The 20,185-nt window shown below is 65.5% G+C and carries 19 protein-coding genes and 1 tRNA gene; 6 read left to right on the plus strand and 14 right to left on the minus strand.

The genetic code is table 11. The features are described from left to right. Window positions 1-8: 8 nt before the first annotated feature. Window positions 9-1,202 (minus strand): cystathionine gamma-synthase, encoded by a 1,194-nt coding sequence (locus GNZ21_RS13050; protein ID WP_157325031.1) that lies wholly within the window; start codon window positions 1,200-1,202, stop codon window positions 9-11. Beyond that, a complete protein-coding gene (locus GNZ21_RS13055) occupies window positions 1,195-2,739 on the minus strand; it encodes a cystathionine beta-synthase (RefSeq protein ID WP_157325032.1) in 1,545 nt (514 codons plus the stop codon). Before GNZ21_RS13055 ends, GNZ21_RS13050 begins: the two co-directional genes overlap by 8 nt. An 83-nt stretch (window positions 2,740-2,822) precedes the next feature. Here GNZ21_RS13055 and GNZ21_RS13060 point away from each other — a divergent pair, with 83 nt between their 5' ends. Beyond that, complete coding sequence (locus tag GNZ21_RS13060; protein ID WP_188503404.1) at window positions 2,823-3,815, plus strand: DNA-3-methyladenine glycosylase family protein; 993 nt, start codon at window positions 2,823-2,825, stop codon at window positions 3,813-3,815. Between the two features lie 81 nt (window positions 3,816-3,896). Here the strand turns inward: GNZ21_RS13060 and GNZ21_RS13065 are convergent, their stop codons facing one another. Beyond that, entirely contained in the window at window positions 3,897-4,271 is a 375-nt protein-coding gene (locus tag GNZ21_RS13065) for a thioredoxin family protein (RefSeq protein ID WP_157325033.1), read from the minus strand. A 131-nt stretch (window positions 4,272-4,402) separates the two neighbouring features. Next, window positions 4,403-4,484, minus strand: a tRNA-Tyr gene (locus tag GNZ21_RS13070). A gap of 122 nt (window positions 4,485-4,606) precedes the next feature. On the opposite strand from GNZ21_RS13070, the gene GNZ21_RS13075 reads away from it, so the two are divergent. The 3 genes from GNZ21_RS13075 (at window position 4,607) to GNZ21_RS13085 (ending at window position 7,591) form a co-directional block, all read left to right on the plus strand. After that, window positions 4,607-5,473 (plus strand): LLM class flavin-dependent oxidoreductase, encoded by an 867-nt coding sequence (locus tag GNZ21_RS13075; RefSeq protein ID WP_157325034.1) that lies wholly within the window; start codon window positions 4,607-4,609, stop codon window positions 5,471-5,473. Between the two features lie 274 nt (window positions 5,474-5,747). Then, window positions 5,748-7,457: a sodium:solute symporter family protein gene (locus GNZ21_RS13080; RefSeq protein ID WP_157325035.1), complete on the plus strand. Its 1,710-nt coding sequence runs from the start codon at window positions 5,748-5,750 to the stop codon at window positions 7,455-7,457. A 2-nt stretch (window positions 7,458-7,459) separates the two neighbouring features. After that, window positions 7,460-7,591 carry a putative transporter small subunit gene (locus GNZ21_RS13085; protein WP_229659350.1) on the plus strand — a complete coding sequence of 44 codons (132 nt, stop codon included), beginning with the start codon at window positions 7,460-7,462 and terminating at the stop codon, window positions 7,589-7,591. Between the two features lie 61 nt (window positions 7,592-7,652). On the opposite strand, the gene GNZ21_RS13090 is transcribed toward GNZ21_RS13085, so the two are convergent. Genes GNZ21_RS13090 through GNZ21_RS13110 form a run of 5 tightly spaced genes read right to left on the minus strand, consistent with a single transcriptional unit; the run spans window position 7,653 to window position 13,581 of the window. After that, on the minus strand, window positions 7,653-8,657 hold the full coding sequence (locus tag GNZ21_RS13090) for a sugar phosphate isomerase/epimerase family protein (protein WP_157325038.1): 1,005 nt from the start codon (window positions 8,655-8,657) through the stop codon (window positions 7,653-7,655). A gap of 6 nt (window positions 8,658-8,663) precedes the next feature. Then, a complete protein-coding gene (locus GNZ21_RS13095) occupies window positions 8,664-9,860 on the minus strand; it encodes a Gfo/Idh/MocA family protein (protein WP_157325040.1) in 1,197 nt (398 codons plus the stop codon). A 20-nt stretch (window positions 9,861-9,880) separates the two neighbouring features. Further along, the gene (locus tag GNZ21_RS13100; protein WP_157325042.1) at window positions 9,881-10,945 is read right to left on the minus strand and encodes a substrate-binding domain-containing protein; all 1,065 of its coding nucleotides are present in this window, start codon (window positions 10,943-10,945) and stop codon (window positions 9,881-9,883) included. Window positions 10,946-10,999: 54 nt separating this feature from the next. Then, complete coding sequence (locus GNZ21_RS13105; RefSeq protein ID WP_157325044.1) at window positions 11,000-12,064, minus strand: ABC transporter permease; 1,065 nt, start codon at window positions 12,062-12,064, stop codon at window positions 11,000-11,002. After that, on the minus strand, window positions 12,061-13,581 hold the full coding sequence (locus GNZ21_RS13110) for a sugar ABC transporter ATP-binding protein (RefSeq protein WP_157325048.1): 1,521 nt from the start codon (window positions 13,579-13,581) through the stop codon (window positions 12,061-12,063). The genes GNZ21_RS13105 and GNZ21_RS13110 overlap by 4 nt, the downstream gene beginning before the upstream one ends. A gap of 107 nt (window positions 13,582-13,688) precedes the next feature. Here GNZ21_RS13110 and GNZ21_RS13115 point away from each other — a divergent pair, with 107 nt between their 5' ends. Then, window positions 13,689-14,909, plus strand: a complete 1,221-nt coding sequence (locus GNZ21_RS13115; protein ID WP_157325050.1) for an ROK family transcriptional regulator — start codon at window positions 13,689-13,691, stop codon at window positions 14,907-14,909. Window positions 14,910-14,931: 22 nt separating this feature from the next. Here the strand turns inward: GNZ21_RS13115 and GNZ21_RS13120 are convergent, their stop codons facing one another. After that, window positions 14,932-15,612 carry a GNAT family N-acetyltransferase gene (locus GNZ21_RS13120; RefSeq protein WP_198346029.1) on the minus strand — a complete coding sequence of 227 codons (681 nt, stop codon included), beginning with the start codon at window positions 15,610-15,612 and terminating at the stop codon, window positions 14,932-14,934. 277 nt (window positions 15,613-15,889) lie between these two features. Beyond that, complete coding sequence (locus tag GNZ21_RS13125; RefSeq protein ID WP_157325054.1) at window positions 15,890-16,378, minus strand: YajQ family cyclic di-GMP-binding protein; 489 nt, start codon at window positions 16,376-16,378, stop codon at window positions 15,890-15,892. 288 nt (window positions 16,379-16,666) lie between these two features. Here GNZ21_RS13125 and GNZ21_RS13130 point away from each other — a divergent pair, with 288 nt between their 5' ends. Further along, window positions 16,667-17,902, plus strand: coding sequence for a cobalamin-independent methionine synthase II family protein (locus GNZ21_RS13130; protein ID WP_157325056.1), 1,236 nt, complete (start codon window positions 16,667-16,669; stop codon window positions 17,900-17,902). Window positions 17,903-17,904: 2 nt separating this feature from the next. Here GNZ21_RS13130 and GNZ21_RS13135 read toward each other — a convergent pair whose 3' ends face one another. From GNZ21_RS13135 to GNZ21_RS13145, 3 genes are all read right to left on the minus strand, one after another. Further along, a complete protein-coding gene (locus GNZ21_RS13135) occupies window positions 17,905-18,903 on the minus strand; it encodes a PstS family phosphate ABC transporter substrate-binding protein (RefSeq protein WP_157325058.1) in 999 nt (332 codons plus the stop codon). Beyond that, the gene (locus GNZ21_RS13140) at window positions 18,896-19,306 is read right to left on the minus strand and encodes a hypothetical protein (RefSeq protein WP_157325060.1); all 411 of its coding nucleotides are present in this window, start codon (window positions 19,304-19,306) and stop codon (window positions 18,896-18,898) included. The genes GNZ21_RS13135 and GNZ21_RS13140 overlap by 8 nt, the downstream gene beginning before the upstream one ends. 44 nt (window positions 19,307-19,350) lie before the next feature. Beyond that, a partial coding sequence (locus GNZ21_RS13145; RefSeq protein ID WP_157325062.1) for a Na/Pi cotransporter family protein occupies window positions 19,351-20,185 on the minus strand: 835 nt, incomplete at its 5' end.

The raw sequence follows: 20,185 nt of genomic DNA on the forward strand, positions 1-20,185 counted from the left end.
CAGTCTCGTTACAGCCCGCCCAGCGCCCGCTCGAGATCGTCAATGAGATCGGCCACATCCTCGATCCCCACTGAGAGCCTCAGGAGGTTCTCCGGCACCGCCAGCTCAGTGCCGCGCACTGAGGCATGGGTCATCTCGTGCGGATAGTTCATCAGCGATTCCACCCCGCCCAGGGATTCGGCCAGGATGAAGAAGCGGGTGGCTTCGGCCACCTTTCGGGCAGCAGGCTCACCGCCGGTCAGCTGGATGGACACCATCCCGCCGAAGCTGCGCATCTGGGATTTGGCCAACTCATGCTGGGGATGAGAGGCCAGCCCCGGGTAGAGCACCTTCTCGATGGCCGGATGGTCCTGGAAGTGCTCGGCGATGGTCTGGGCATTGGCGCAGTGCCGGTCCATCCGCACGCCCAGGGTCTTCAGCCCGCGGGTGGTCAGGTAGGCGTCCAGCGGCCCGGAGACCGCACCTACGGCGAACTGCTGGAAGGCGATCTTCCCGGCCAGATCATCGGCGGCATCGCCGGAGCCCAGCACTACTGCCCCGCCGACCACATCGGAGTGTCCGCCGATGTATTTGGTGGTGGAGTGCACCACCACATCTGCACCCAGGGACAGCGGCTGCTGCAGATAGGGTGTGGCGAAGGTGTTGTCCACCACCAGCAGCGCCCCGTGGGCGTGGGCGATATCTGCCAGCGCGGTGATGTCGGTGACGGCCATCAGCGGGTTGGAGGGGGTCTCCACCCACAGCAGGGCGGCGTCGTCGTTCTCCAACTCCGCGGCCACCCGGGTGTGATCACTGAGGTCCAGCGGGGTATTCGCCACGCCCCAGGCTGAATGCACCTTGTCGAAGAGCCGGAAGGACCCTCCATAGGCGTCATTGCCCATCACGATCCGCTGGCCCGGGCGCAGCAGAGCCCGGATCACCGCATCCTCGGCGGCCAGCCCGGAGCCGAAGCTGAATGCGTGGCCGCCGCCCTCCAAGGCTGCCAGCTGAGTCTGCAGGGCGGTGCGGGTGGGGTTGCCGGCGCGGCCGTAGTCATAGCCGTTGCGCAGATTCCCGATGCCGTCCGGGGCGTAGGTGGTGGAGAAGTGCACCGGGGGGACTACGGCGCCGAAGACCTGGTCCACCTCCTGGCCGGCGTGGATGGCTTGGGTGGAAAATCCGGTGCTGGTCCCTGAAGCTGCGGTGTTGGGGGATTCACTCATCGATAGTTCCTTCGTAGGTCTCGGCGCCCGAGAGGTGGGCGAGCAGATCGTTGCGGGTGAGTACGCCGACGATATCGCCGCGGTCGGCTACCAGCAGGGTGGGGGTGGCGCGCAGCTTGGCCAGGATCTGCGGCACAGTCTCGGTGATGCCCACCAGGGGGAGATCGTCCCGCAGATGTTCAGCCACCGGATCAGTGGGGGCGGCCTGGCCTTCGATCACATCCTCGGTGAGGTGCTCCACATCCACGATGCCGTAGACCTCGCCGATCCGGGCTGCCCGGCCGGGGCGGTCAATCACCGGCACGATGTCCACCCCGTAGCGGTTCATCACACTGACCGCCTCGCGCAGGGTGGTGTCGCGGGTGATGGAGATGACCTCCGGCAGCGCATCGGAGAACAGATCGCGTTTGGCGGCCAGCAGGTGAGCCGCCGTCGTCGTACTCGGTTCAGTGCTGCCGGTGCCGGGAGCCTGTGGTGTACGGCCTGCCCCGAGGGCTCCCTCGGCCACCGCCTGGCTGATCTGTTCTGTGGTCCTCACGCTGAGCTCGGTGCCGGTGGAGGTGGAGACCACCTCACCGAAGCCGTGGTCGATCATCCACTGGTCGTTGAAGATCTTTGCCAGGTACCCGCGGCCGGAGTCGGGCAGTACGGCGACCACCACGTCGTCGGGGCCCAGCTCCTGAGCCACCTTCAGCGCCGCGGTTACGGCAAGCCCGGAGGAGCCGCCCACCAGCAGGCCCTCCTCAGTGGCTAAGCGCCGGCACATGGCGAATGACTCCGCGTCGGTGACCGCGTGCTTCTGGTCAGGGACGGCGGGGTCATAGTTGGGGACCCAGACGTCCTCTCCCACACCCTCCACAAAATAGGGGCGGCCCTCGCCGCCGGAGTAGACCGAACCATCGGGATCGGCCACCACCACTTTCACTGGGCCGGTAGCGCGGTCCGCGGAGACCTCTTTGAGGTAGCGGCCGGTGCCGGTAACGGTGCCGCCGGTACCTGCGCCGACCACCAGGTGGGTGATCCGGCCCTCGGTGTCCTCCCAGATCTCGGGACCGGTGGTCTCGTAGTGCGATTCGGGGGCGGCCGGATTGGAGAACTGGTCCGGCTTATAGCCGCCGGGGATCTCGGCGGCCAGCTGGTCGGAGATCCCGTAGTAGCTCAGCGGGGATTCCGCGGCCACCCCGGCGGGGCCGACCACCACATCTGCGCCATAGGCTCGCAGGACGTCTCGTTTCTCCTGGGCCACCTTGGGCACGGTGACGAATACCGCCCGGTAGCCCTTCTGCTGGGCGACCAGGGCCAGGCCGACCCCCGTGTTGCCGGAGGTGGGCTCGACCACCACTCCGCCGGGCTTAAGCTTGCCGGCGGCCTCGGCGTCCTCAATCATTTTGCGGGCGATCCGGTCCTTGATGGATCCGCCGGGGTTGAGGTACTCGAGCTTGACCAGCACCGTGGCCTCGATTCCTTCGGTGACACTGTTCAGCCGTACCAAAGGTGTGCCGCCGATCAGATCGACGACGGACTGGGCGTATTTCATGGCCCCAAGGCTACCGGCGCTCCCGCTGAGACCCCAGCCCCAGCGACTTCTGGCGAAATACTGACCCGGCGTACAGTGGGCCGGTGACATATGTGGGTCAGCGAGTGGTGGACTTCGGCGAAGTCTATGACCTGCCCGGAACTCTCGGTGTGCTGCAGCGCGGGCACGCTGACCCCTCCCTCCGGGTGGACGAGGGCGGGGCCTGGATGTGCCAGCGGATCTACGACTCCGCCGGTGCTGAGCTGGGGTCCGCCAGCTACCGGTTCAGCCAGCTCAGCAGCTCTGAGGTGGAGGTGCTGGTGGCAGCGGATTCTGCCCCGGCTCTCCAGGCGGCTCTTCAGCGCGCTCTCCCCATTCTGGGCGCCGAGGATGACTGGACGGAGCTGGAGCTGCTGCTTGATGCCCTGGGGGACCGGATCTCCACTACTTTGGCCCAGGTACGACGACGCCGCCCCGGGGTGCGTCTGCCGGCCACCGGGGCACTGTTCGATCAGCTGGTCACCGTGACTCTGGAGCAGAAGGTCACCCATGACCAGGCTCGGTACAGCTGGCGGAACCTGCTGCGCCGCCATGGCCAGGCCCCGCCATCCTCACCGGAGGTCCCGGCACCGCCGTGGATGCGCCTGCCGCTCTCCCCGGCGCAGCTCAAGGCCGTGCCGAGCTGGGAATGGCACCGGCTGTGGGTGCAGCCGCCGCTGTCGAGAACGGTGCTGCGGCTTGCGGAACGGGCCGGCAGCATTCACCGACTCAGCTCCGCAACCCCGGTGGAGACCGATGAGGTGGCCGAGCTCGCAGTCCGGCTCAGGGCGATCCCCGGAGTTGGGGACTGGACTGCCGCAGAGGCGCTGCAGCGCTCACATGGTGCGGCGGATCTGCCTGCAGTGGGGGACTATCATCTGGCGCATTTTGTGGGCGAGGCACTCACGGGGCGCCGCACCGACGACGCCGGGATGCTGGCCCTGCTGGAGCCGTTCCGGCCGCACCGGCAGCGTGTGATCCGGCTGCTGGGCCTCTCCGGGTTCAGGATGAGCCGCTACGGCCCCCGGCTGGCCCCGGAGGACCACCGGCGCCGCTAGCGGATTATGTTAAGAAACTGTGGGAACTCAGCCCAGAACCGGCTGAGTTCCCACAGTTTCGCTACGCAATCTTGCCGGTGTTCAGGCCTCGGAGCTCTGCTCCTGCTCGGCGATCTGTTTGTGGACCTCTGCCATGTCGAGGTCCTTGACCGCAGTGACCACCTGGGTCAGCTGCTCGGCGTTGAGCGCACCGGGCTGGGAGAACACCAGGACCTTCTCGCGGAAGGCCATCAGGGTGGGGATGGAGCTGATCTTGGCCGCAGCGGCCAGCTCGCGCTCGGCCTCGGTGTCCACCTTGGCGAAAGTGATCTCCGGGTGCTCCTCGGAAACCTGCTCGTAGACCGGGCCGAACTGCTTGCATGGGCCGCACCACTCGGCCCAGAAGTCGATGAAGAGGATCTCGGAGTCCTCCAGTGTCTGCTGGAAGGCTTCAGTGGTCAGTTCTGTAGTAGCCATGGGCGCCACAATACGGGAGTCGCTCGGTCATGTGGAGCCGCCAGAGCCATTAAGCGAGGGGCGAATCCCGGAATACAGGATTGGGGCCCTGACCTGAGTCAGGACCCCAATCGGTGGCGTTGCGCCGGCGGTGGCGGATGAGGGATTCGAACCCCCGTAGGCAGTGCCAGCTGATTTACAGTCAGCCCCCTTTGGCCGCTCGGGTAATCCGCCTGGTCTCAGGCGCCCGCGCAGAACGCACCGAACAACTTTACCGCACCTATGCGGCAAAACTCGAATCCGCCCAGCGCGTAGGATGGAGCGCAGTTCACTACCTGACCCGGAGGCTGTGCCCTATGTCTGAGCTTGACGCCGAGGAGCTTGCCGCCCGGCTCAGCGACCGGACCCCCGCCGGGATCGCGGCTCAGATCGGCGGGCTGATCGAGCACAAGATTCTGCCGGTGGACTCCCGCCTGCCCACGGTCCGCGAACTGGCCCAGGAGCTCGGCGTCAGCGTCGGCACTATCGCCCAGGCGTGGAGCCACCTGCGCGAACAGGGCCTGGTGGAGACCCGACGCCGCGGCGGCACTCGAGTGCTGCCCCGGGCCAGGCGCCGCGCCGAGGACTTCGCCGGCCCCGGAGCCCCGCTGAAGATGCTGGGATTCCTGACCCACCCCCTGCCCGGTTCCGCTGATTCCGCCAACTATGAGCAGACGATGCAGTCCATTGAACTGGGCGAGCAGCTCGGCTTCGACGCCGCCTGGCTGGCTGCCCCAGAACAGCGCGGCGAAACCTACTCGCCGCTGAGCATCCTAGCCGCAGCCTCGCAGCGGACCCGGCGGATCCGGCTGGGCACTTACGGAGCCGATCCGGCGGAGCACCCAGCCAACCGCTTCACGCTGGAGCGGCTCTGCGGCGGGCGGCTGGTGGAGTTCGACGAGCGCCGCGTCTTTCTCGCCACGGCTGTCCCTACTGATACCGCCAGCCGGGAGCAGGAGGCGCGGTACCGCGATTATGTGCAGAACCAACAGCCCGATCCGGCCCCCCTGCTGGGCACCAGTGATGAGATCGCCGATGCCATGCTGCAGCAGGCCGGCTACCTGGAGGTGGACGAGGCGGCTTTTGCCCTGCCACCGGGCTTCAGCTACGAGGACTACGTGCAGATCCTCACCGATATCGCCACCCGCCTGGCTCCGGCACTGGGCCGGCCCAACCCTTCCTGAGGCATTCAAAGGGCAGCTGCGCCCAGCTGGATAATTGCGCCCTCTGCACCTGAATTCGCGTGGTATACGTCACACTTCCCCGCCGGCAGAAACGCTGAGCTTCCCAGTGATAAGCGCGAAGTAGCGCTCACCTGCCATTTCCTCCCCGGATCCCCTGCTCCCGGGGGCCGATCTATGCTGAGCGCCGGCGCACCTGGCCGAAGCGTGAACTTTAACTGGATATTCGCTGACAAGGGGCGCCTGGACATTTACGGGTATTTCACGAAAGGAACATATGGACAACAGTTCGCCCATTCTGAGCACCTCCACGGTGCTTCTTCTCCTAGTGGCGTTCTACGGATTCACGCTCTACATGGCCATGCGAATCCGCCGGAGAAAAGAGAACGCCGACGCTTATATGACAGCGGGCAACGGGGTAGGCTTCGGCATCGCTGCCGCGAGTATGACGGCCACCTGGATCTGGGCCTCCTCGATGTACGCCTCCGCCACCTCGGGATACACCTACGGCATCTCAGGGCCTATCCACTATGGCCTGTGGGGTGCTTTCATGATCCTCTTCATCTACCCCTTCGGGCGGAGGATCCGCCAGGTGGCCCCCAAGGCTCACACGCTCGCCGAGGTGATGCGCGCCCGGCACGGCAGCTCCAGTCAGCTGCTGCTGGCCGGCTCCAACGTAGTGGGAAGCCTGATCAGCCTGATGAGCAACCTGGTGGCCGGTGGTGCGCTGATCGCCCTGTTCTCCCCGCTCTCGTTCGTCCAAGGTGTGCTGGCCGTGGCCACCGGCGTGCTGCTCTACACCTTCTGGTCAGGGTTCCGGGCCTCGGCACTCACCGACTTCATGCAGGTGATGGTGATGATGCTGCTGGTGGGCATCATCATTCCGATCATCTTCTTCAGCGCCGGGTTCCCCTCCGCCTTTGAGACTGGTGCCGGCAACCTCACCGCGGAGCAGTCCAATTTCTTCTCATCGGAGGCGTTCATGCACCAGGGTGCGCCCTATATTGCTGCGGTGCTGGCCTACGCCATCGGTAACCAGACCATTGCCCAGCGGCTCTTCGCAGTGCGTGAGGACCTGATCAAGCCCACCTTCATCACCGCCACCATCGGCTATGCGGGCATGGTCATCGGCGTGGGAATGATCGGTGTACTGGCGCTCTACCTGGGAATGGAGCCGTTGGACGGGGATTCCAACAACATCATTCCGCAGATGGCAGCTGATTACCTGCCCACAGTGCTGGTGGCGCTGTTCCTGATCATGATCATCGGGGCGCTCTCCTCCACCGCGGACTCGGACCTCTCGGCACTGTCCTCGATCGTGATGGCGGATATCTATGGGCAGAACATCGCCTCCCGCGGAAAGGCCCGGCCCAAGGTGATGCTCTTTGTGGGACGGGTGACCATGATCGTCGCCACCACCGCCGCCGTGGTGCTGGCCGGGCTGCAGCTGGACATTCTGGACATGCTGGTATTCGTCGGCGCACTCTGGGGCGCCTTGGTATTCCCGGTGATCGCCAGCTTCTACTGGGAGAAGATCACCAACCTCAGCTTTGTGGTGGCGGTGCTGAGCGCCCTGGCCGTCTTCATCCCGGTCCGGTTCGACTGGGTCCCGCTGGAGATCACACTCTTCGCCTTCACCATCGATGTGCTGGCAGCTGTGGGGGTCGGCGTGGTCCTGGGCCTGATGGCCTTCGGCTTCTTCGGCCTGCGCGCAGGCAAGATCACCGGGGTGCTGGCAACGCTGCTCACCCTCCCCTTCGCGCTGGGCTCCCTGCATGAATACACCGTGCTCAGCGCATCACTGGTGGCGTACTCGGTGAGCACGCTGATCGTATTGGCGATGTGCCTGCGCAATAACCGGAGCTTCGACTTCAGCACGGTGCAGCAGCGCGTGGGCAATTTTGATGACGACGACGCCGCCCAGGATGAGAAACCCGGAATTGAGCCAGTAGGTGCCCCCGCCGGCGCTGCAGGAAAGGAGAAGTGACGATGGAGACCCTGCTGATGACCATCTATGTCCTGATGTGGCCCGTAGTGGTGCTGGGAGTCTTCGCAGTACTGCTGCGCGGGTTCCTCAATGATTGGCGCCAAGCCCGCCGAGAGGGCCACGACATCATCTGATCAGCCGTTGCACAGTGGGGGGCCGCCTTCCGGAGTTCCGGAAGACGGCCCCCCACTGTGATTAACGCTGGCTGAACGCGGCGTCGAAGGCGGCCGATGCAGGTTCGAAGGCGTTGGCGCGGACGAACTGCAAGGCCTGCGGGGCACCGATGAGACGGTCCATCCCGGCATCCTCCCACTCCACGGAGAGCGGGCCGTCATAGCCGATCGCGTTGAGCATCCGGAAGGCATCCTCCCAGGGCACATCGCCGCGGCCCACTGAGATGAAGTCCCAGCCGCGGCGCGGGTCTCCCCAGGGCAGATGGGAGGACAGGCGCCCGTTGCGCCCGTTGACCAGCCGCTTCTTGGTGTCTTTGCAGTGCACGTGGTAGATCCGGTCCTGGAAGTCCCAGAGAAACCCGACCGGGTCAAGGTCCTGCCAGACCATATGGGAGGGGTCCCAGTTCAATCCGAAAGCCTCCCGGTGGCCGATCACCTCCAGCGTCTTGACCGTGGACCAGTAGTCATAGGCGATCTCCGAGGGGTGCACCTCATGGGCGAAGCGCACTCCGACCTCGTCGAAGACATCCAGGATGGGATTCCAGCGGTCGGCGAAGTCCCGGTAACCGGCCTCTACCAGCTCCTCAGCCACCGGCGGGAACATCGCCACATACTTCCAGTTGGCCGAACCGGTGAACCCGGTGACGGTCTTTACCCCGAGCCGGGCCGCCGCATGTGCGGTGGCCTTGAGCTCCTCGGCTGCGCGCTGGCGGACACCCTCCGGCTCCCCGTCACCCCAAATCCGGTCCGGCAGAATATCGCGGTGGCGGGCGTCGATCGGGTCATCGCAGACCGCCTGGCCCTTGAGATGATTGGAGATAGCGTGCACCCGCAGGCCGTTCCTCTCCAGGATCTCAAGCCGGTTCCGGACGTAGGAGTCGTCCTCGGCGGCTCTCCAGGGGTCCAGATGGTCACCCCAACTGGCGATCTCCAGGCCGTCGTACCCCCACTCGCCGGCCAGCCGGGCCACCTCCTCGAACGGCAGATCGGCCCACTGGCCGGTGAACAGGGTGATTGGTCGTGCCATGACTCATCAGCTCCTTTCGGTGTCTTCTATCTGGGTCCAGCGGCTTTCCTGCCCCGCGGAGCGCTCCAGTGCGTCGAGAACCCGTTGCACATGCAGGCCGTCCTCAAAGCTGGGGCTGGGCTCTCTGCCTTCGGCCAGGGCGTTGATCAGGTCGACCACTTGATGAGTAAACCCATGCTCATAGCCCAACCCGTGGCCGGGCGGCCACCATGCCTCCACATAGGGGTGTTCCGGCTCGGTGACCAGGATCCGGCGGAAACCGGAGGTGGCGGCGTCGTCGGCTGCCTCATAAAGGTTCAGGACGTTCATCTCCTCGAAGTCGAAGGCCAAAGCTCCCTTGGTCCCGGTGACCTCGATGCGCAGGGCGTTCTTCCGCCCCCAGGCGAACCGCGTGGCTTCCAAGGTGACCGGAGCCCCGGACTCCAGGCGGGCGATGCCCAGGGCGGCGTCGTCCACAGTGACCGGTCCGCGCTGAGACCCCCCGGTGCCGTGCAGCCCGGTAAAGGACTCGGCCACAGGCCGCTCCGGGACAAAGGTCTCCAGCAGCCCGGACACCCCGGCGAAGCGCTGCCCGGTGATGAACATGGTGAGATCCACCGCATGGGCGCCGATATCACCCAGCGCCCCGGAGCCGGCCAACTCCTTGTCCAGCCGCCAGGACAGCGGCGCAGTCTCATCGGCCAACCAGTCCTGCAGGTACTGGGCGCGGACCTGGCGGACCTGCCCGATCCGGCCGGCCTCAACCAACTGGCGGGCCAGTTGAACAGCTGGCACCCGGCGGTAGGTGAACCCCACCATGGAGTGCACCCCCTGAGCCCGAGCTGCCCGGGCTGCCGCTGCCATGGACTCGGCCTCGGCGACGGTGTTGGCCATGGGTTTCTCCACCAGCACATGTTTGCCGGCGGCCAGGGCCGCCTCGGCAATCTCAGCGTGAGTATTGCCGGGGGTGCAGATGTCCACCAGGTCTACATCGTCACGCTCCAGGACGGCGCGCCAGTCTGTCTCCACATCGGACCAGCCGAGCTGGTCGGCCGCAGCCTGGGCTGCCTGTTTGTTGCGGCCGACCAGTACGGTCATCTCGGGGGCTAGCGGCAGGTCGAAGAACTTCGGCGCCGTCCGCCAGGCCTGGGAGTGGGCGCGCCCCATGAAGGCGTACCCGATCATCGCCACGCCCAGCCGTGGCTTTCCTGCCTGCTCACTCATGATCTCGGTCTCCTTGCGGCTCAGGACTCGAAGGCGTAGTCCAGGTAGTCCTCAACGTTCTCCTCGGTGACCACCGGGGCGTAGAGCTGGATCTCCCGGGGGACTTCGACCTGGACCAGATCACCCATGGCGCGGCCCTGGGCCAGCAGCCGGGCCAGGCGGATGCCGTCAGCGGCCTGGGTGGAGGGGTAGATGACAGTGGCCTCGACTACGGAATCGGCGTCCTGGATCTCGCGCATCATATTGGCCGATCCTGCACCGCCGACCATGAAGAACTCTTCGCGGCCGGCGTTCTCGATGGCGGCGAGCACCCCGACCCCCTGGTCGTCGTCGTGGTTCCAGATGGCGTCGATCTCAGGGGCGGCCTGCAGCAGGTTGGAGGCGGCCTCCTCGCCGCCTGCCACGCTGAAGTCAGCGGCCACCCGGTTGCTGACCTCCAGTCCGCAGTCGGACAGGGCGTCCTCGAAGCCGGCGCTGCGGTCCTGGGTCAGCGGCAGGGAGTCGATGCCGGCGATCTCGGCCACCACAGCACCGTCCTGGTCGCCCAGACGTTCACAGATGTAGGTGCCTGCGGAGACGCCCATGCCGTAGTTGTCGCCCAGGATGGTAGTGCGGGCGGCGAAGGGGCTGGCGAACTCGCGGTCCACGTTGACCACCGGGATCCCGGCGTCCATGGCGTCGATGGCCACCTCGGTCAGTGCCGCACCGTCAAAGGGCAGCACCACGATGGCGTCGACCTCATCGTTGATGAACTGTTCGATCTGGCTGATCTGGAGGTTGACGTCATCTGTGCCCTCGGAGACGCGCAGCTCCACATCCTCGAACTGTTCGCCCTGCTCCTGGGCGGCAGCCGTGATGGCGCCCATCCAGCCGTGGCCGGCGTTGGGGCCGGAGAACCCGATCACCACATCCTCACCGGGTTCGGCGTTGTCGCCGGCTGGGGCGGTGTCGGCAGCGCCGCTGCCGTTGTCATCGTCATCGGCCACGGCTTCGGGATCGTTGCTCAGGCAGCCGGTGATCAGCAGTCCGGCGGAGAGCACTGCAGTGGCGCTCAACCACCATGTGGGGGTGCGAGTGTGTGACATGGTTCCTCCTTGGGTCGGAAAGGGTGGGTGAATGGGTGTGAGTGGGTGGGGGCGCTAGGTGCGGCCGTCCCGGGCGAAGCGCTGCTGCAGCAGCACTGCGACCACGATGATTGCGCCGGTGGCCAGTGCCTGGACGGACTGGTCGAGGTTGTTCTGGACGAAGATATTGGTCAGCACCGCGAAGATCAGCACCCCGATCACGGTGCCCACGATGGTGCCGCGCCCGCCGGCCAGCAGGGTCCCGCCGATGACTACCGCAGCGATGACGTCCAGCTCGATGAGGTAGCCGTGGTTGGATGAGCCGGCGGTGGTGCGCGAGAGCATCATGACGGCTCCGATACCGGCGCAGAGTCCGGCCAGGGCGAAGACTTTGACCCGGTAGCGCTGCACCTTGATACCGGCCAGCCGGGCCGCCTCGGGGTTGCCGCCGATGGCGATGGTGCGCCGGCCGAAGGTGGTGCGGTTAAGCAGGAACCAGCCGGCCGCGGCCACGAAGATGAAGATCCAGACGATGTTCGGGATGCCCAGTACCTCGCCGCGGAAGGTGCTGAGAAAGTCGGGGACGTTGACGATCTGGGTCTGCCGGCCGGAGATGATCTCGGCAAATCCGCGGGCGGCCACCAGCATGGCCAGGGTGGCGATGAAGGCCGCGACCCTGCCGTAGGCGATGATGATCCCATTGATGATGCCGCAGCCTGCTCCCACGGCCAGTGCGGTGAGCACCATGACCGTCCAGTGCACGTCATTGGCCAGGGCCTGGGTGCCCAGGGTGGAGGCCCAAACGGTGGCCAGGCCCATCACTGAGCCCACGGAGAGGTCGATGCCTCCGGAGGTGATCACGAAGGTCGCCCCGATGCTGAGCACACCGACCACGGCCGCCTGGCGGAGGATGACCATGAGGTTGTCCACGCTCATGAACCGGTCCCCGCCGGTGATGATGCCGATCACGATCAGCGCCACCAGGGCCAGCACCAGGCCGAGGCTGTGGCCCAGGCTGAGCCGTGTCTTAGCAGCGGTGGGCGCAGTGCTGGTGCTTTCCGGGCTGAGGTCGCGGTCCACGGACGCCTCGGCAGCCGGACCCGGGGCGGTGTCCTGGTGCTGTGTCTCTTCGGTGCTCATGCAGTGGTTCCTTCCATGACCAGGTCAAGGACTCGGTGCTCGTCGATCTCTGCGGCTGGGCCTTGGTGGACTACTGCGCCGTCTGCCACCACCAGCACCCGGTCGGCCAGGCCGAGGACCTCCTCGATCTCGCTGGAGACCAGTAGGACTGCGGTGCCCTGCCGGGCCAGTTCGCGGATCAGGCGATAGATGTCTGCCCGCGCCCCAACGTCGACGCCGCGGGTGGGTTCGTCCAGCAGCAGCACCTGGCAGCCGTGCACCAGCCAGCGGGCCAGCATGGCCTTCTGCTGGTTGCCCCCAGAGAGGGTGCGGATCTGCCGGTCCACATGGGGCGGGGAGAGGTTCAGCGCCTGGGCCTTCTGCCGGGCAGCACTGCGCTCCGCGCCCTCGTTGAGCAGGAGGCCGCGGGCGAACCGGGCGAAGGCAGACAGGGTGATGTTCCGGTAGATGGGCTGGTCCAGCAGCAGGCCTTGGCTCTTGCGCTCCTCGGGGGCCAGGCCGATCCCGCTGTTGACCGCGTGGGTGACTGAGCCGGCACGCAGTGCCCTGCCGTTGAGCCGCACCGTGCCTGAGGTGCGGCGGCGGGCTCCGTAGACGGCCTCGAGGATCTCTGAGCGGCCGGCGCCCACCAGCCCGGCCAGTCCCAGGATCTCCCCGGGGCGGAGGCTGAAGCTGACCAGCTCGAACACCCCGGCCACGGCGAGGTCCTCCACTTGGAGCACCGGCTCCTCGGAGACCGGGCCGTTGGAGGTGCCGCCAAAGTCGGTGACCACCTCGCGGCCGGTCATCAGGGAGATCAGCTCGCTGGTGGGGGTCTCAGCTGCGCTGAGCCCGGTGGCTACGGTGCGCCCGTCCTTGAGCACGGTGATCCGGTCCCCGATCCGGCGGATCTCCTCCAGCCGGTGGGAGATGTAGACCACGGCCACGCCCTGGGCGGTGAGCGAGTCGACCACCCGGAAGAGGTTGTCCACCTCCTCGGGGTCCAGTACGGCGGAGGGTTCGTCCATGATGATCAGCTGGGCGTCATAGGAGAGCGCCCGGGCCATGGAGACCACCTGTTTGCCAGCAGCCGGCAGCTGGCCCACCGGCCGGTGTGGCGGAATCTCGGGGTGCCCGAGTCTGTTGAGCAGCTCCTGTGCCTTGGTCTGTGTCTCCCGGCGGTGCAGCACTCCGCCCGTGGCCAGCTCGTGGCCTAAGAAGATGTTCTCCGCCACGGTGAGCCCGTCGACTACATCGAGCTCCTGGTACATGGTGGCGATCCCCAGCCGCAGCGCGTCCATGGTGGAGCTGATGGCGGTCGGTTCTCCGCGCCAGGAGATCTGACCCTCATTGGGCTGGTGCACTCCGGCCAGCACTTTGATGAGGGTGGATTTTCCGGCGCCGTTCTGACCGAGCAGGCAGTGCACTTCTCCGGCGCGGATGTCGAGGTCCACGCCGTCCAGCGCCTTGGCGCCGGGAAAGTGCTTGACGATGCCGCTCATCTGCAGTAGCTGGGCATCCTTATCCGCTGTGACCATACTCACACACTAGGGGTACTTATGACGTGAGTCAAGCAAAAGTCGCGAGTTGATCATCTCGTCTGTGTACTAGGCCATTCAGAAGTTCAGGTGATTTACTGTGTGGCATGTCATCTGTGGTCATCCCTGACAGCCAGGCCGGCACCGAACTCGGCGCATTGAAGACTGCACTGCCCTCCAGCGCAGGCAGTCTGTTCCAGCTGCTGCGCGACGGCGCGCCCCGGACTCGGGCTGATCTGGCCACCCAGACCGGGCTGGCACGCTCCACCGTCTCAGCCCGCGTGGAGGAACTGCTGAGCTCAGGGCTGATCAGCTATGCCGGGGAGAACACCTCTACCGGCGGCCGCCCGCCGACCACCTTCGCCTTCAACCCGGCGGCCCGCTGCGTGCTCGCAGTGGACCTCGGTGGCACCCATGCGCGCATCGCCGTCACGGATCTCGCCGCAACCGTCCTGGCCGAGGAGGAGCAGGAACTGGCCATCTCGCTGGGCCCGGCTGCGGTATTGGACGCGGTGCTGCAGACCGGCAGCCGCTTGCTGAGCCAGGCGGGCAAAACTGCCCAGGAGCTGATCGGGATCGGGGTGGGCCTGCCCGGGCCGGTGGAGTTCGCCACCGGGCGCCCCACCAGTCCACCGATCATGCCCGGCTGGGACGGCTATGACGTCCCAGGTCACCTACGCGGCACCTTCGATGTACCCATCCTGGTGGACAATGACGTCAACATCATGGCCCTGGGAGAACATGACATGGTCTACCCCGAGGTGTCTCACATGATGTTCGTAAAGATCGCCACCGGCATCGGCTCCGGCATCATCAGCGACGGGCGCCTGCAGCACGGCGCACAGGGGGCCGCCGGGGACCTGGGGCACATCGCCTCCCCTGATGACGAGCAGACCCCCTGCGCCTGCGGAAACCTCGGCTGCCTGGAGGCCGTGGCCTCCGGTCCGGCGATCGCCGCCCGGCTGCGGGCGAGCGGACTTGAGGTGCCCAGCCATGCCACCCTGATCGATCTGGTGCGCGCCGGGGACCTGGAGGCTATCCGTGCCGTCCGCGAGGCTGGCCGCAAGGTGGGTGCCGTTCTGGCAAGCTGCGTGAATTTGTTGAATCCGGAACTGATCGTCATCGGTGGACTGGTGGTCACCGCGGGGGAGCACTTTCTGGCCGGGATCCGCGAGACGGTCTATTCGCGGTCCCTACCGCTGGCCACTCAGCATCTGCGAATCGTGGCCACCCGTACCTCAGGCCGAGCCGGGGTGCTTGGCGCATCCGCCCTGGTCACCAGCCACACCCTCTCCCCCGAGAGCATCAACGCACTGCTTGCTGCATAACTGGCCCAGGTGAGTTGCGACCTCAGGCTGGGCGCTTCAGATCATAGTTGGCCGCCCCGCTTATAAACCCTGCTGCAGCATATGTGGAGTTGGCTGCGGCGTTGGAGCTTTCCGTATTCACGGTCGCGCTCGATGCGCCCATTCTCTTCAACGCAGTCACCCCCGCACGGGTGATGGCGGCGCCGAATCCGCGCCCACGATGGTCCCTATGGACTCCCATGGGCTCGATGAGTCCCGGGCGCCCTACTCCGGCGCTCCATACGGTGGTCACCGCCACCGGATTCTGCTGGTCATCGAAAGCAATCAAGTGCCGGGCCAGGCCCGCGAAGGGACCACGGGCCATAGTCGCCCACCGGTCGGTGAAGCGCTTCTCGACCTCCGGATCGAGCCGCCCTCCTTTGAACGCTGACCAGTGCACCCTGACCCACTGTTTCCCTGACTCGGGTCCCACCGATTCGATGCGCACCCGGGCGCCAGCCGACCACGGGTCCTCACTCCGGCCCCTCAGGCCGTATCGGTATGGAATCCATGCCTCATCCTCAACCCATCCCTCCTGCAGCAGAAGGTGCCGGAGAGCCTGGGCTCCGGTGGCCTCAACGGTGGCTTCGCCCGGACCGAACACCCCGGCTTCGGGGTCGCTGAAGTCACGGAGAATCTCACGGCCAACTGCCTCGTCGTCACGTGCCGTCGGATCCATCGCCATGCGGAGCACATCTGCGTCCCTCAGGCCCATAGCGACGGCCACGCCATCGCGCGACCACACACGCAGGTCAGCAGCAGTACGCTCCGCCCCGACCAAAGAGTGCCAGCCCAGATCGCCCGGATGCAGGTGCAGGGGACCACTGTCGCATTGCCATCGGCTCAACTCCTCGGCAACACGAGGAAGATTCTCAGGGCCGGGGGTCGTTAGCCGAAGCGTCATGATCTCGAGTTAACAGCAGACTGACTGACTCGCCAAGTAGCCGGCTCCCGCCAGCTGCTCAGCGCATATTGACGAACTGCAGATCGGCATCCTCAAAGTCCTTGAGCATGGCGATGACCTCCTGCAGATCGTCACGGGATTTCGAGGAGACACGCAGCTCATCCCCTTGAATCTGCGCCTTGACCGATTTGGGGCCCTCATCCCGGATCTGCTTGGAGATCTTCTTTGCAGTGGCCTGGTCGATCCCCTCCTTGATCCGCCCCTCAATCCGGTAGGTCTTGCCGAACTGCTTGGGCTCGGAGGCCTCATAGGACTTCAGGGAGATGCCGCGCTTGATCAGCTTGGACTCCACCACATCATTGACGGCCTTGGCCCGTTCCTCAGCATTGGCAGAGATCACGATGATCTCCCCGTTCTGCTCCACCGAGGCCTCGGTGCCCCGGAAGTCATAGCGCTGAGAGATCTCCTTGGATGCCTGGTTCAGTGCGTTGGACACTTCCTGCGGGTCCACTTTGGACACAATGTCGAACGTCGACTCCTTGGCCATGGCGCAGCTCCTTCGGTTGGGGATCAGGTATGGAATACAGACTACGACGCCGCCCTCCCACCAGAAACTTTTTGAACATAAGTGGCAGACCGTCGATAGTTGTGTATTATCTTCAGAAGCAGCGCGTATGCGAAGCCTCGCGCCAGGCCCCCGGAGACTCCGGCCCGGCCGGCACCGCTGCGAACCTAGAACGCGCACCGTGTGCTGTGCCCAAGGGTTCGCAGCCTCTCCCCTCCGGCGGAGGCAGGCTCGGCGGCACGGCGATACCTGAAGAAAGGACGCAGCCGCATGCCTGCAGTCTCCCAAGACCCCAACCAGCAGATCCTCACCTCGCACGCCGGGTCCCTGCCCCGCACCCCGGAGCTGATCGAGGCCAACGCTGCCCGCGAATTCGAGGAGGATGGCTTCACCCTCAAACGCACCCCCGAATTCGAGCGCCTGCTCGCTGAAGCGGTCAAGGGATTGGTGGCCCGCCAGAAGGAGCAGGGAATCACCGTTCCCGGTGACGGCGAGTTCGGCAAGGCGATGAGTTCAGCAGTGGACTACGGCGCATGGTGGTCCTATATCTTCCAGCGGGTTGAGGGCCTGGAGCTCACCGGTGAGGACCTCTTCACCTGGCCGCACTATGAGTCCTCCCCCGGCGATATCAAGCTGACCAATATGCTCAACCGCCGCGACTGGGTGAAGTTCGCCGACGCCTATGCCGACCCCGCCTCCGGGATCGCCACCGGAAAGACCGCCACGGACTTCCCGGCGATCACCGGCCCGCTGAAGTACAAGGGTCAGGAACAGATTCAGCAGGATGTCCAGAACTTCCGGGCGGCGCTGGATGCCGCCGGTTATGAGACCGGGTTCATCACCTCCCTGGCACCGGGCTGCGCCGGACGTATCGCCGATGACTACTACTCCAGCGAGGAGGAGCGGATCTACGCCTGGGCAGACGTGCTTCGTGAGGAGTACAAGGCGATCATCGACGCCGGGCTCATCGTCCAGCTAGATGATCCCTCCATTGCGGAGAACTGGGACCAGATCAGCCCCGAGCCGTCTGTGGCGGACTACCGGAAGTTCACCCAGCTGCGCATCGAGGCTGCCAACTACGCCCTGCGCGACCTGCCCGAGGAGCAGATCCGCTTCCACCTCTGCTGGGGCTCCTGGCACGGCCCGCACACCACGGACATCGAGTTCAAGCACATTGTGGATCTGATGCTGCAGGTCAACGCCAAGTACTACTCCTTCGAGGCCGCTAATGTGCGCCACGAGCATGAGTACACCGTCTGGGAGGACGTGAAGCTGCCCGAGGGCAAAGTGATCGTCCCCGGGATCGTCTCCCATGCCACCAATGTGGTGGAGCACCCCGAGCTGGTAGCCCAGCGGATCACGCGGTTCGCTGAGCGAGTCGGTAGGGAGAACGTCATCGCAGCCACCGACTGCGGTCTGGGCGGGCGCATCCACCCCCAGATCGCCAACGCCAAGCTGGAGGCTCTGGGCGAAGGCGCCAAGCTCGCCACCGAACAGCTCTGGTAGGCCTACTGCAGCAGCTCGGTGACCGACTCCTCGCGGAAGGGGTCACCCTCGTACAAGGAGCCGGTGGTGCCCGAGTTCAGGCGATCCCGGACGTCCCCGTAGTCAGCCTCGGCGAGCCGGTAGAAGAACGTGCGCGGCATGATCTCGTAGGCGTTGTCCACGTAGTAGGTGACGAACTCCTCCACTGCGGCGTTGGTCTCCAGGGCATCGGTTGAGACATAGATGAACAGCGGGCGGGTCAGCGGGGTATAGCTGCCGTTCTGGGCGTTCTCCAGGGTGGGGGCCACGCCGTCGATCTCCACAGTGGAGATCTGTTCGCGGACCTCGTCATCGGCAGCGGTGTAGTAGTTGCCGATGCCCATGAATCCCAGGGCGTTCTCATCCTCGGAGATCCAGGTGGCCAGCTGGTCCAGATCATCGGTCATCCGGTAGTCCTCCCGGATCTGGCCGGTCTCACCCACCACCTGATGGGTGAAGACATCAAAGGTGCCAGAACCTGCAGGGCGGCCCACCAGTTCAATCTGCTCATCTGGCCACTCCGGCCGAACATCGGACCAGCTGGTGACCGTGGACTCCGGCTCCCAGATGGCGCGCAGCTCCTCCAGGGTCAGCTCAGTGGCGAAGTCATTGGACTGGTGCCGTACCAGGGCCAGGGAGTCCAGGCCGATGGGCAGTTCGATGAACTCCACGCCGTTCTCCTCGCAGATGGCCACGAAGTCCACCGGCTGGCCCTCCCCTGGGATGGCCTCCGAGGCATTGTTGATCTGGGTCTGACCAGCGCAGAAGCGCTCAAAGCCGCTGGTAGTGCCCTCTGCCGCGACCTCGACGTCGAATCCGCCGTCGGCTGCCACCAGCTCGGTGATCGGGGCCACCGTGGAGGAGCCAGAGATCTGGATGGTCTCGCCTTCGCTGGCATCAGCACCGGAGCAGGCGGTCAGCGCCAGGGCCCCGGCGCCAAGCAGGCCGAGCAGCTGGGCGTTACGGTCACGCGGTTCAGTCATTGTTCGACTCCTCTTGGTCCTGGGTCACTGCGGCAGCCACATCCTGCTCTTCCTCCCGGCCTCCGCGCAGTTCGCCGAGCATCACCCTGAGGAACTCCTTGATCACCTTCCAGCGCACTGTGGAGTTGGCCATATGCTCCTCGAGCCGGTCCACCTGGGCATGCTGGAGGCGCTCCTCATTGATCCGGTCCAGCTCCTCGCGCAGTTCGGTGATGGATGCCTCAGTCTCGCGAAGCACCCGCTCCAGCTCCTCTGCCACATTGGGCTGGTTTTCAGACTCGGTGCGTGGGGCCTCGCTGCGCTCACCGCTCTCCCCCGCCTGGGCAGAGGCGGAGCCGGCTGCTGTCCCCTCTCGGCTCCCTCGGGCGTCGTCGTTCTCTGTGGGCTCTGTGTTCGGGCTCATCAGGTGTCCTTTGTCTCTGAAGGTGCGGTGTCTGCGGGTCCGGGTCAGAAGGCGGTGGTGACGAAGATAAGGATCAGCGGCAGCACCACGAAGACACCGAGTGCCCAGACCGCCGCCCAGATCTTGCGCTCGGCCGCCAGGTTGGCCAGCCAGGTAGCTCCGCGCGGCGGAAGATTGCGGATCACCGGAAGGCCGAAGATCACCACGGTGGCGAAGACGTTGAAGAACATATGAGCCAGGGCTGCGGTCAGTGCGGCCGTGGCCTCCACCCCGTCGAAGGCGAAGGCGGCAACCAGAGCGGTGATGGTGGTGCCGATGTTCGCACCCAGAGTGAAGGGATAGATCTGCTTGAGCCCGAATGCTCCGGAGCCTGCCAGCGGGACCACCAGAGCGGTGGTGGTCGAGGAGGACTGGACCATCACAGTGATCACTGCCCCGGAGGTGATTCCAGAGAGCGGGCCCCGGCCGATGGCGGTATGCAGCACGGCTTTGGCCTTGCCGACCATGAGGATCTTCAGCTGCTTGCCGATGAAGTTGATCACCAACAGGATCAGCGCGATGGCCACCACGATCATGATGATCCCGTGCCAGACCCCGGGCAGGAAGCTCAGTGCGTCCTGAATGAGATTGGACAGCGGGCTGGTGGCGCCTTTGACCACGGTGCCGATACCGCCGAATATCGCGTTGAGCAGCCCGGCTTCTGCGCCTGCGGTGGCGTCTGCCACTGTGGTGGCGGCACGCCCGATGAGCCCGAACATCATCTCCAGGGGCAGGAAGATCAACACTGCCAACAGATTGAAGAAATCATGCACCGTAGCGGCGGCGAAGCCGCGGCGGAACTGCTCCTTATCGCGCACCATGCCCAGGCTGACCAGGGTG

Origin of the sequence: Nesterenkonia alkaliphila (assembly GCF_009758175.1) — a bacterium.
GTDB lineage: Bacteria > Actinomycetota > Actinomycetes > Actinomycetales > Micrococcaceae > Nesterenkonia > Nesterenkonia alkaliphila.